Source organism: Lamprocystis purpurea DSM 4197 (assembly GCF_000379525.1).
Classification (GTDB): Bacteria; Pseudomonadota; Gammaproteobacteria; order Chromatiales; family Chromatiaceae; genus Thiodictyon; species Thiodictyon purpureum.
Genome location: NZ_KB902366.1, coordinates 1 through 12,240, shown reverse-complemented (window position 1 = coordinate 12,240; position 12,240 = coordinate 1). Strand labels below are relative to the sequence as shown.

The following is a 12,240-nucleotide window of genomic DNA, read 5'->3' as shown; positions in this document are numbered from 1 at the left end:
GTTCCGGCCCAGCCTGATCGTCCACTTTCTGACGTCCACGCTTGGTTTCAAACAGCGTCCCGGCCTGCTCCAGGATCTCCTTTTTCCACTGCCCCACCTGGACCGGATGGACTCCATGCTCCTGTCCGATCTCGTTCGTCGTTTTGACCCCGCGGATCGCCTCCAGGCCGACTTTGGCCTTGAAGGATGCCGTGTACGTCTTGCGCTTCGCTTCGCCCNTTATGATATGCCCCTTTTGGTTCGACGCGAGCTTAAATTACTGTCCGGTTTTCAGGGTCCACTATAATCAGCGCATTCATGACGATACGGCGAGGGATCATTGCCAGCCTGAGGAGTTGCATGCAGGGTCTCCGGGCGAATCGCGACGAGCGATGGATGAGGCTGATGATCGCCATGAATGGCGAAAAGCAAGCGCTTCCTCAAGCGTATTCCTGCCCGGCCTGGTGCCCATCGCTCCAGGTGCACTTGATCAAGGACCGACGGCCTTGACCTCGCGCGCCAGCTCCTGCGCCATGGCCTGCCAGGTCAAGTGGGCGACAGTAGCGGCGATGTCGGAGCGATTCGCCAGGGCCTGTCGCAGGAGGGCGACCACCTGGTCCGGACCGGCATCCACCGGGAAGATGTAGCCGTTCTCGCCGTGGCGGATGAGATCGGCGGCAAAGCCGGTGTCACTCACCACCGGGACCAGATTGCACATCATGGTCTCGACCAGGGGGATGGGGCCGCCCTCCAGGAGGGAGGTGGACAGATAGCAGTCCATGCGCCGGTACTGAGCCGGATAGTCCGCGTAGCGCAGGGTCAGGTACTCGAAGTTGGGGCAGGCGCGCAGGGCCGCAAAGCCCTCCCATTGCTCCCAGTCCTTCCCCAGCAGGACGAAGTGCACGTCGGGCATGGCGCGGATCACCGCGGCCATCAACTCCGGGTTCTTGCGCGGGTAGTAGGCGGTACAGCTACAGACGCGTCCGGCACCCGGCCGCGCCTGCGGCTTGAACAGATCCGGGTCGGCGGCCCCCAGCAGGGTGGTGACCCGCTCGGCGCTCACCCCGCGGGCGATCAACTGGGCCTGAACCTTGGTGTTGGTGCAAATGACCCGGCTCAGGTGGTTGAGCGCGTAGATGATCTCGGCTTCGCCGGCGGTGATCAGTTCGTCGCTCGGGTGGGTGTACCAGACCAGCCGACGGGCGCGCCACACCGCCGGGTCCCGCGCCAGGGCGGTGATCGCGATGAAATAGTGGATGAAAAAATAGGCGCTGGCCGGGGGCAGACGTTCGCCATCGGCCTGATAGTAGACCCGCGACGGCGCGGGATAATGCCGCTGAAGATCCTTGCAGATCCCGTCCAGGATCCAGCCGCGCGAGGACGCGGGGACCACGAACAACAGTTCATCGGTCTGGGGCGGACGGTTCAGGCGCGCCTGGACCTGACCGATCAGGCGAGTCTTCAGGTAATGGCGAAGCCAGCGCAGGTTTTGAATCATCGCGTAACGCCTCGTATGCAGTGTTGGAATCCGGAACAACCGATGCAACGGAGGTCTACCAATGCTCGCCAAAGGGTCGCAGGTCGAGTTCGAAGGTCCAGGCGGAGCGTGGTTGCCGGGCCAGGAAGAAGACTGATTCGGCAATATCGTCCGGGCGCGCGAAGAAGGTGTCCGGAGCGTCCGGGATCATGGCGCGGGAGGCCGGCATGTCGACCACGGCATCGATGACCACATAGGCCACATGGATTCCCTGCGGACCCAGTTGACGGGCGAGTGACTGAGCCAGGCTGCGCTGAGCGGCTTTGGCGGAGGCGAAGGCGACGAAGCCGGCGGCGCCTTTGAGCGAGGCGGTGGCACCGATGATGACGATGCTGCCCTGGCCGGCGGCCCGCAGGTCGGGGATCACCTGTTGGGCGGCGAGCAGGCAGCCGTAGGTGTTGACCTTCCAGGCGCGCTCGAACGCATCCGGGGTGGTGGCGTCGATGTCGCCGAATTCACGGGTGGAGGCATTGTAGATCAGGGTCTGGGGTGTGCCCAGATCCTGGCGGATCGCGGCGAAGACGCGCTCGGCGTCGGCCGGATCGGTGGCGTCGTAGGTATAGGCGCGGGTGCCGGCGATCTCGGCGGTCAACGCATCAAGGCTGTCGCGCCCGCGGGCGAGCAGGGCGACCCGGTAGCCGGCGCGGCTGAACTGGCGGGCGAAGGCGGCACCGTTGCCGGGGCCGGCACCAACGATGACGCAGACGGGGACCTTCATGGGGAACTCCTGTGCGCTGTTGAGACAAACGACTGGTGAGAGAGGCCGATTGTGCCTCCGGGCGACGCGTCAATAAAGAGGCGTTCTTTCGATTAAACCGCGTCCGGCGCGAAATGCGTAACTTTCATGGTGTGTTCGGCCTTGGGGATTTCACCAACTTCGGTGAAGACGCGGTTTAACAGGTATATTTTTCAAAACGTTAAACCACGCCAGATCCGGCAATCGTCGAGTCGGCCGGGGCCGATCCCATCCAAAAACATCGCATACTCGGTTGCCGCGTGCGTGGGTGGCCCTTACAATCCCGACCAAAATTATAGGGTCTGGAGACTCGGATGAAGATGATCGGCTTGGTGATGTCGGCTCGGACCCCAAGGGCTGAGTGGCCGGGCGCTACCTGCGCGAATCCTCCGATCAGCCCTAGCCCGCTGTTCAGGCGCGTCCTGGCCAGCGACCCATGACAGTTCCCCACTCGGAGTGAATCCACCATGCATCAGACTCATGACTTCCAAGCCCGCGCCAACCTTCTGTTGGTACTCGCGCTGGCTGTCCCCGGCACCGCACTGGCCTACAGCGAGAAAGACGCGATCCGCGATTGCGAGAGCCGCATCCGCAGCGAATACAAGCTCAGCGACCTGCGCGATGCCACTGCAGAGCGCCTGAACGACACGGCGCTGCATTTCAAGGTGCAGGGTCTGACCAAGGTGGACGGGGATAAGCATCCCTGGACCTGCGAGGTCAAGAATCGCCATGTGACCGCCGCCGAGTACAGCGGTCCCAAGCCCAAGGGACTGGGGACGGCCGAGAAGCTCGCCATCGGTACGGCCGCCGCGGTCGCCGGCGGAATCGCGATCAACGAGATGAGCAAGCACGGCAGCACCAGCGAGGCCAGCGCGGGGGCGGGCGGTGCGAAGGAGCTTCAGGACCTGGTCGGAGCGAGGGCCGCGGGCGGTGAGTCCGAACTGCAAGGCCGCGGCTACACCTACGCGTCCGGCAGCAAAGGAGGAGACAGCTCCTATACGAACTGGAAAAAGGGCTCGCATTGCGTCACGGTGCGCACCACGAACGGGCATTACAAATCCATCGTCGACGTGACCATGCTCGACTGCAAATAGCGCCGCTTCATGGGCCGGGGCGGTCAACTGCACCCCGGCCGTCCTGCCGTCTTTCAAGGATTTCCCATGATCAAGCATCTCTCGCGACCCAAGCGTGGCATCCGCTCGCTCGCCTTGGCGACGCTCTTTGTCCTTTCGCCAGCGTCGGTCTTCGCCGCTCCGTCCTGGGGCGACACGACACCGCAGGCCGCAGAAACGCCCCCACAGAATTTAAAACCCGGTCAATTCAAGTGGCAAGGCGGTGCGATCCCGTCAGGCCCCATCGTGGTCGTCGTCAGTCTCGCCGAGCAGCGGGCCTATGTTTACCGCAACGGAGTTCGGATCGGCGTAGCGAGCGTCAGCACCGGGAAGCCCGGCTATGGGACGCCCACCGGTGTCTTCACCGTCCTGGAGAAGGATGCCGACCACCGCTCCAAGACCTATAACAACGCGCCTATGCCCTATACGCAGCGGTTGACCTGGAGCGGCGTGGCGCTGCATGCCGGCGGGCTGCCGGGCTACCCGTCGTCCCACGGCTGCGTGCATCTCCCCACCGAGTTTGCGCGCCGCCTGTTCGCCGTATCGCCCAAGGGCATGACCGTCGTCATCGCCGATCAGCGCGCAGACCCGACCGAGGTGGTGCACCCGGCGGGTCTGGCCCCAGTGGATTCCCGCACCGGGCAACCGGTAAAGCTGCCGCGGTTGGGCTTCTTGGAGTCGTACCGTTGGCGACCCGAGGCCGCCCCCACGGGGCCCGTGTCCATCGTCATGAGCCGGGCGGACCAGCGCGTGTTGGTCTATCGCAACGGGGTCGAGATCGGTCGCGCGAAGCTCACCATCGATCAGCCCGGCGTCGCGCTCGGCACCCACGCGTTCATCATGCAGGACGGTTGGGGCGAGGGTAAGAGCGCGATCGCTAAGAATGCCCCCGCCCATCGCTGGACCGCGGTCGGCATTCCCGGCCACACCGACGAGCGCGGGCAGTCGCTGTCCGCGACCCATCGGCTCGACCGGATCCATCTGCCCCCGCAATTCGCCAAAGCCCTCTACGCGCTCCTCACGCCCGGCACGACGCTCCTGCTCACCGATGCACCCGTCTTGCCCAAGCGGACCACTGGAATGGCATTGAGCATCATGACTGCCGACAAACCTCAATCCTGAAGCGATCCCAGGGAGCCGATGCCCATGAACCGACGCCAGTTCCTCGCCACCGGCACGGCCGGTCTTGCGAGGTGGACGAAGTGGTCGCGCGCACCCTGGTGCTGTTCGATGCCAAGCGGCCGCCGGCCGGCGAGATGCCCGTCATGCTGGCCGCGGGCGCGAGCAGCGTGCTGCTGCACGAGGCGATCGGGCATGGCATGGAGGCCGACTTCAACCGCATCGGCACCAGCATCTATTCCGACATGATCGGCAAGCCGGTGGCCGCGCCCTTCGTCAACGTGGTCGATCAGGGCAACCTGCCGCACGAGCTTGGCACGCTCAACATGGACGACGAGGGCAACGCCACGGGCCGGGCGGCCCTGGTGGAGAAGGGCATCCTCAAGTCCTATCTGCACGACACCATCTCGGCCCGCCATTACGGCTTCGACCCCGGCGGCTGGATCTGTGGCAAGGGCGGTCAGAGCGTGCCGGTCTCCATCGGTATGCCCTCGGCCCTGGTGTCGCGCATGACGGTGGGAGGCGAGAATGTCTGAGCAGAGCACCCAAACCCAGAGCGAGGAGCTCACGCCGCCCGCCTTGTTCGCCACCGAGAACACGGGCGACGCCCTGCAACTGCACGACCCGGCGATCATGCGTCTGGAAAGCCTGCAGCGACTCGCGTGGTGTCGCGAGATGGACGCGCGGGTCCATGCCGAGCCGCGCCTGATCTCCGCCACCAGCACCGCCGAGGACAGCCGGGTCCAAGTGGCGAGCGCCAGCTCCAATGGCTTCGACCGCAGCTACGCCAAGACCACCGCGACGCTGGGCGTCGATCTGTCCCTGCGCGACGCGGGTACGGACGCGCAGCAGAGCGAGCGCCGCGCGGAGGGGGGCGATGGTGCCGGCTGTCTGTACCTGGGCGATCTGCCGAGCGCAAAGCGAATCGCCGAAGGGGCGCTCGCGCGGGCGCGAGCGCGCCTGGGAGTCGCCAGGGGCCGACGATCAAGACCACGATGCTGTGGTCGAGTCGCGGGCGGCGATCACGCTGATCCGGGACCTGCTCGCGCCCGCCACGGCGGCCAACATCCAGCAGGGCCAGTCCTTCTGGCCGGCGCTGATCGAAATCCCGGCTTTCAGCGACAAGCTCACCATCGTCGACGACCCGTTGCGCCCACGCGGACTGGCGTCGCGCCCATACGACCGGGAGGGCATCGCGGCCCGCCGCCTGGTGCTGGTCGAACAGGGTCGCCCCCAGGCCGTCTATGCCGACACCTATTACGGCGCCAAGGCCCGGCTTCCCATCACCACCGGCGAGCCCTCCAATCAAATCGTCCAGCCCGGCACACGCGGTCTGGCCGAACTGGTGCGCGCGGTCGGCGACGGCATCCTGGTTACCGACTGGGCCGGCGGCAACGCCGACCCGACCACGGGCGCGTTCTCGCAGGGACTCAACGGCCACCTCATCCGCGGCGGCGAGATCGCCGAGCCCGTGGTCGGCATGATCGTCACCGGCAGCCTGCCGGGACTCTTCGCAAGCCTGGTCGAGGTGGGCAACGACGTCTTTCCCTATGCCGCGCTGCTGACGCCCTCGCTGGTGTTCGAGAACGTGCAGTTCAGTGGGGCCTGAGATGTTCGCCTGCCATGCGTTAGTCTGAGGTTTTAAGCTTGGGCTAGAAGTCCCGCAGTGCCTCGTCGTCGTCCAGCGGGATCAGTTGCGTGCTCGGGAGGCGAAAAAAATGGGGTTGCCGACCACCGGAGCTGTCGGCAAGCAACCGACGAGATGGGCGAGCGGCCACCGATCATGAGATCGGTGGATCGCCCGACAATCTCCGGGCCCAATGCAACCCGCCGAGCGTGTCTCGGCGGGCGGCACCGGGGACTTCACTGCCCGGTTAGTAGGGCTGCTTCAGCACGACCGTCGAGGTATCACAGTCCGATACCTGCTGCCCGGCCCCCGTCCCGCTCGCACAGGCCTCGTTGGTGAAGCCCTGCGCTGGCGACTTGGCGTTGATGGCGACATCATCCACCTTGAAGGTCTCCTGCGCCTCTCCGTAGCCGGAGTCGACGCGGAACCTTATTGTGGTCTGCGACGAGATCTCACCCGTGATGTTGAGGCTCTCGGTACCGGTTTTGGCCCCGGCGAAACCGGTGAAGCTCTTCAGCACCCGATAGCTTGCCCCACCGTTCTTGGAGACCTCCACAACGACCTTGTCCGCCGGATCTACACCGGAGTTTGTCTCCCACGTGAAACTCAAGGTCGCGGACGTTGCCCCCGTCAGGTCGGCGGTGCGGTGCGCACTGGGTTGCGTCCCGGTATTCGGGTAGTCGTCGAACCAGAGCTTGTAATTGCTGCCGATCAAGACGTTGCCCGCCGTCGGACCACTCCCGGCCACGTCGTTCTCCACCCAAGGACCGGCCCACGGATGTGTGCCGTTGTTGTTGTTGAAGGCCGTCACGCTGAAGGTGTCCTTGAACAACTTGGTTTGGTCCTTCAGGACCGTCGAGCATGAGAAGGTCCGGCTTTGGCCGACCGCCAGGGACCCGATCGACCGGGCACAGCTCGCGAGCAGTGGATCCGTGACGGTGACCCCGGTCAAGGGGACGGTCCCCCGATTGAAGACCTGGATGCTGAAGGTCACGGTCGCCCCAGGCGCAAATGTCCGAGTGTCGGGGCCCTCCGCCTGCTTGCGGATGTCGATCTTCGGCGTCTTGCCGGCCGCTGCGATCGTCACCTTATGGTCCTCGACCTCGCCGTCCGTTGCGAAGCTGACCGGCGCGCAACCCGAGGCGCTGGCGATCCGGAAACGGGCGTAGGTCGACCGCGCGCCCCCCGACACCGTGCCGAAGTTAAGCGCCACTGTGCTGCTGCCCGGCGGGACCGTCTGCACGCGCAGCTCCGACACCTCGAATCCGCCGGTGCCGTTGAGGTCTAACCAGCCGCACAGCGTCGCATCGCCGGACCCCGGATTGACGTACGCGAGCGTCACGCTGGCGTTCGTACCCGAGGTGAAGGCCAAGGGACTTGCGACCGCGTCTTCGTCGTCAGACAAGCCGGCGAGATCGTCGCCGGTGGCCGTGGCCCCCGGCTGTCCGTTGGCCTCCATATCCCTGACGCTGCCGAGCGTCGGTCCCACCGCGAAGTGCGACGGACCATTGGCGGCAAGTAGTGTCGCGTAGCGGTTCGGCGCATCACCCAGGTCCAGTCCCCGGTACCCGAAGTCCTGCGCCAGCATGTCCTCGCCGACACCCAGCGTCACGGCAGACATACTGTTGTTGCCGCCGTCGGGATCTCCGGTGTTGGTGAAGCCGGCGAATGGACCCGTCCCGGTATCGACGCTGACCGTATAGCTCCCTGCCGGCAAACCGGTGAATAGATACTCGCCGTTCGGTCCGGTCACAGCGGTATTGTCGAGGTCTCCACCCAGCGTCACGGTCACGCCCGGCACACCCGGCTCACCCGGATCCTGCTGGCCATTTCCGTTGTAGTCGAAGTAGATGGTGTCGCCGATTGAGCCCAAGGGCTGCTCGGTGATATCCACCACATAATCCTCGACCTCACCGTTCGGCACAAAACCGCCTGGGTTGCACGCGGTCGTTGCAGGCGTTCCGATTCGGAAACGCGCATAGCTGGTGCGATTGCCCGCCGCCGGCACGGTGCCGAAGTCGAGCGTGACCGAACCGGCACCCGGGTTAACGATCGCGGACTCCAATTCGTTGGCATTGAACGCCCCGTTGCCGTCCAAATCAAGCCAGCCGCAGACTTGCGCCGTGCTTCCACCGATCGGGTTGTTGTAGCTGAGCGTCACGCTGGCGTTGGCCCCTTCGGTGAAGGCGAGACTGCCGATCAGACCGTCCTCGTCGTCCGCGACGCCGATCAGATCGTCGCCGTTCGCGGCGGCGGTCGGCTGGCCGTCGGTCTCTACATCGCGCGCTGCGCCGAAGTAGGGTCCGCTCGCGAAGTGCGATGGACCGCCGGTGCCGAGTAGTGTCTCGTAGCCGTCAGGGGCGTCTCCCAAGTCCAGACCTTCATAGCCAAAGTTCTGATCCCGGTTGTCTTCGCCCGCGGCCAGCTCGACGGTGGAGGTGCTGTTGAACCCACCGTCGGGATCAGCGGTATTGGTGAAGCTGTTGACGGGGCTGCCCGAACTCGTGTCGACCGTGACCGTATAGTTTCCGGCCGGCAGATCGTTGAACAGGTACTTCCCGTCCGGACCGCTTACCGCCGTGCCGGTCGTATCGCCACCCAAGGTCACGGTTACGCCCGGCACGCCCGGCTCACCCGTATCCTGCTGGCCGTTGCCGTTGAGGTCATAGTAGATGGTGTCGCCGATCGAGCCCGGAGCTTGCGCCCGGATCGCGACCAGGTAGTCCTCGACCTCGCCGTTGGCCACGAAGCCACTTGGGGCGCAATCGGACGGGTCACCACCCGTGCTGATCCGGAAGCGCGCGTAGGTGTCGCGCGCAGCGCCTGTCGTCGGGACCGCCCCGAAGCTGAGCGTGACCGTCCCCGAGGCTGAAGCAGCCGTCCCGGTGACCAACTCGGACGCCTCGAAGCTACCGTTGTCGTCCAGATCCATCCAGCCGCAGACGGTCGCAGGTGCGGTCCCGGGCTTCACATAACCGATGGTGACGACGGCATCGTCGCCTTCGGTGAAGGAGAGGCCGCCGGAGACACCGTCCTCGTCGTTCGGGGCACCGTTCGTGTCGTCCCCGTCGGCACCTACGGTCGGCTGACCGTTGGCATCAAGGTCACGCACCGTCCCCAAGGTCGGGCCAATCGCGAAGTGCGAGGGACCGTTGCTGGCCAGCAAGGTCGGGTAGCTATCGGGCGCATCACCGAGGTCCAGGCCTTCGTAACCGAAGTCCTGATTCAGGTTGTTTTCGCCTTCCGTCAGCGTCACCACCACAGTGCTGTCGTTGCCGCCATCCGGATCACCACTGTTGATGAAGCCGTTGACCGGACTGCCCGAACCGGTCTCGACGGTGACCGAATAGCCGCCCGCCGGGAGCCCGGTAAACAGGTACTCACCGTTGGGGCCTGTTTGCCCGGTAATCGCCACACCGGGGCCGTTACCCAGATCGACGCCGATCGGCGGGGTCAGGGTCAGGGTCACCCCGGGCACGCCCGGCTCGTCGAGCCCCTGCACGCCGTCGCCGTCGATGTCGTAGTACAGGATATCGCCGACGCTCCCGAGCTTCGCGGTCGGCACCGTCACCTTGTCCTCGTTGGAGATAACCGTGTTGCCGTTGAAGACGGCACTGGCGGTTGCGGTGTTGAGCACCGCGCCGGCGTTCAGGTCTGCCTGCGTGACGACATAGCTCGCCGTACAGGTGATCGAGGCGCCGGGATCCAGCGGAGTCGGTGTCTGCGGACAGCTCACCGTGGCCTTGTCGTCGGTCACCGCATAGGGCGTGGTCACCGGCACGTTGCCGCTATTGGTCACCAGATAGCTATAGCCGATGGTGTCGCCGACCGCGTCGTAGCTCGGCGTCGTGGTGCTCTTATCCAGGGTCAGCGCCGGGCCTTGGGTGGCCGGGACGCTGACTTGATCCTGGTTGGAAACAACCGTGTTGCCGTTGAAGACGGCACTGGCGGTCGCGGTGTTGAGCACCGCGCCAGCGTTCAGGTCAGCCTGCGTGACGACATAGCTCGCCGTACAGGTGAGCGAGGCTCCAGGGTTCAGCGGAATCGGCGTCTGCGGACAGGTCACCGTGGCCTTATCGTCGATCACCGCGTAGGTCGGGACCACCGGCACGTTGCCGCTGTTGGTCACCAGGTAGCTGTAGCTGATGGTGTCGCCGACTGCGTCGTAGTTCGGCGTCGTGGTGCTCTTGTCCAGGAGCAGCGCCGGGCCCTGGATGGCCGGGACGCTGACTTGATCCTGGTTGGAAACAACCGGGTTGCCGTTGAAGACAGCACTGGCGGTTGCGGTGTTGACCACCGCGCCGGCCGTGAGGTCGGCCTGGGTTACGGCGTAGCTCGCTGTGCAGGTGAGCGAGGCGCCGGGATTCAGCGAAGTCGGCGTCTGCGGACAGGTTACGGTGGCCTTATCGTCGGTCACCGCATAGGGCGTGGTCACCGGCACGTTGCCGCTGTTGGTCACCAGATAGCTGTAGCTGATGGTGTCGCCAACATTGTCGTAGTTGAGCGTCGTGGTGCTCTTGTCCAGGAGCAGCGCCGGGGCCGGAATCTGGTATCCATAATCCACGTCGGTGCGGTTCTGACCGCCGGCCAAGAGCACCTCGGCCTCGTTGTCCAGGGCGCCGTTCAGGTCGTAGGTTTGGATTGCACCCGGCGGCAGAGTCGTCGTAACGACCCGCACCACATAGGTGCCTGCCGGAAGACCGCCAAAGGCGTAGATGCCGTTGGTGTCGGTTAAGTCGGCGCGCTCGCCGGGGTCGTATGCGTTGTTGCCGTTCGCGTCGATGTAGACAGGGACGTTCCCGAGGCCCGGTTCATCGACGTCCTTCTGGCCGTTACCGTTGATGTCGTTCCAAACCAGGTCACCTAGTGCGCCGTATATCGGCTGCACATCCCGAATCGCCGCCTCGGTCGTACTGTCCCTCACCGTGCCGGTGTTGATGATCGAGGACGCGCCGTTCAGTTGCGCGAAGGCCTTGATGGTCGACCGGAAAACCAACTGGAACTCCCCGCGCACGGGCAGGCTCGGCGCGATGGCATAGCCGGCTTCGTCCAGCGGGAACGGCGTTCCGCTCAGGTCATCGGCGACCGGGACAAAGGACCCGGCCGGTGTTTGCTTGAATTTGGTGGTGCCGGGGAGGTATGAGACCTCGGGCGGCAACATGTCGGTCAGCACGAGATTCGGAACGGGGGCACGGCTGACGTTGACGATGCGAACGTCGTACTCGATGGTATCGCCCGGGCTGATGAAGCCGTCTTGGTCCGCATCGTCGACGAGGACGGCGGACTTGCCGGCCTCGAACAGGGGGACTGGAGGGGTGCCCGTACCGACATCAATGCCGGGTGTGCGGCCGCTCGCAACGCTCGGGTCCTGTCCCCAGGCGACCGCAAGCTTGGTGGTCAGCGGGGTCCCGTTCTCGCCCGGCAGGACGTAGACGATCATACCGGTCTGGTCACCGTCGGGATCGTACAGGGTCGCGTGCTCCAATTCGCGGAGACTGACCGTGGCGTCGTACTGGTTGTTGTTGATGTCGGTGGAACCGCCGACGCCATCGCCGTTGTAGTCGACGTAGACGGTCACCGCCGTGGTGTTGTCGCCGATTCCGACCGGCGTCACCCAGACCGGGTTGCCGTTTTCATCGGGGTTGACCGCGGAGGTCGGGTCACGGCCGATCCCCAAGGCGATCTGGGTCTGCGACGTGAGCGAATCATCCGGGACCAGGCTGTAGCTCCAGTCCCACGTCTGGTTGTTACCGGCAAAGCTGCTCCCGGAGTCGGTCGTGGAGAAGGCGTAGAAGGGCTGACCGCCATCGGTGAAGAAATGGTATCCGGTCCGAATGGCACGAAGATAAGCCGAGAGCATCTTTAAATCAGCGAGTTAGCATCGCGGTTCATGCCCAAAAATCGGCGTGTTCAGCGCTATTTCTTGGGGTGACCGTTCTGGCGGACCTCCTCCTGCGCGAGGCGCCGGGGCTTGGTTAACAGCGGATAGCTCTTGAGCCGACGCTTCAACGCCCGCGGTTCAATGCGCCCCCGCCGCAAACCGACCCGGGGTTCGGCGATCAACACCAAGAGGGCGCGGATCACCACCGCGTCGCGGGTCCCGCCGCCCCGCTGTTGCCAGGAAATCCAG

At 65.0% G+C, this 12,240-nt stretch carries 8 protein-coding genes and 2 pseudogenes; 5 read left to right on the top strand and 5 right to left on the bottom strand.

Annotation, left to right across the window (positions count from 1 at the left end; genetic code table 11):
- The 3 genes from A39O_RS37590 to A39O_RS0103000 form a co-directional block, all read right to left on the bottom strand.
- On the bottom strand, positions 1-223 hold a 223-nt coding region (locus A39O_RS37590), incomplete at its 3' end, for a transposase (RefSeq protein ID WP_157639586.1).
- A gap of 246 nt (positions 224-469) precedes the next feature.
- The gene (locus tag A39O_RS31745; RefSeq protein WP_020503237.1) at positions 470-1,477 is read right to left on the bottom strand and encodes a glycosyltransferase family 4 protein; all 1,008 of its coding nucleotides are present in this window, start codon (positions 1,475-1,477) and stop codon (positions 470-472) included.
- Between the two features lie 55 nt (positions 1,478-1,532).
- Positions 1,533-2,234 carry an SDR family NAD(P)-dependent oxidoreductase gene (locus A39O_RS0103000; protein WP_020503236.1) on the bottom strand — a complete coding sequence of 234 codons (702 nt, stop codon included), beginning with the start codon at positions 2,232-2,234 and terminating at the stop codon, positions 1,533-1,535.
- A gap of 485 nt (positions 2,235-2,719) precedes the next feature.
- Here A39O_RS0103000 and A39O_RS0102995 point away from each other — a divergent pair, with 485 nt between their 5' ends.
- The 5 genes and pseudogenes from A39O_RS0102995 (at position 2,720) to A39O_RS0102980 (ending at position 6,092) form a co-directional block, all read left to right on the top strand.
- On the top strand, positions 2,720-3,346 hold the full coding sequence (locus A39O_RS0102995; protein WP_020503235.1) for a hypothetical protein: 627 nt from the start codon (positions 2,720-2,722) through the stop codon (positions 3,344-3,346).
- 66 nt (positions 3,347-3,412) lie between these two features.
- A complete protein-coding gene (locus tag A39O_RS0102990) occupies positions 3,413-4,486 on the top strand; it encodes a L,D-transpeptidase (protein ID WP_020503234.1) in 1,074 nt (357 codons plus the stop codon).
- A 71-nt stretch (positions 4,487-4,557) separates the two neighbouring features.
- Positions 4,558-5,019: a metallopeptidase TldD-related protein gene (locus A39O_RS0102985; protein WP_020503233.1), complete on the top strand. Its 462-nt coding sequence runs from the start codon at positions 4,558-4,560 to the stop codon at positions 5,017-5,019.
- A pseudogene (locus tag A39O_RS43440) lies at positions 5,012-5,386 on the top strand (hypothetical protein); the annotation flags it as partial. The gene A39O_RS0102985 and the pseudogene A39O_RS43440, both read left to right, overlap by 8 nt.
- The gene (locus tag A39O_RS0102980) at positions 5,361-6,092 is read left to right on the top strand and encodes a metallopeptidase TldD-related protein (protein ID WP_026199119.1); all 732 of its coding nucleotides are present in this window, start codon (positions 5,361-5,363) and stop codon (positions 6,090-6,092) included. The pseudogene A39O_RS43440 and the gene A39O_RS0102980, both read left to right, overlap by 26 nt.
- A 265-nt stretch (positions 6,093-6,357) precedes the next feature.
- On the opposite strand, the gene A39O_RS0102970 is transcribed toward A39O_RS0102980, so the two are convergent.
- Together A39O_RS0102970 and A39O_RS31740 are read right to left on the bottom strand one after the other, a co-directional pair.
- The gene (locus tag A39O_RS0102970) at positions 6,358-11,970 is read right to left on the bottom strand and encodes a DUF7507 domain-containing protein (RefSeq protein ID WP_020503231.1); all 5,613 of its coding nucleotides are present in this window, start codon (positions 11,968-11,970) and stop codon (positions 6,358-6,360) included.
- Between the two features lie 56 nt (positions 11,971-12,026).
- A pseudogene (locus tag A39O_RS31740) lies at positions 12,027-12,240 on the bottom strand (IS4 family transposase); the annotation flags it as partial.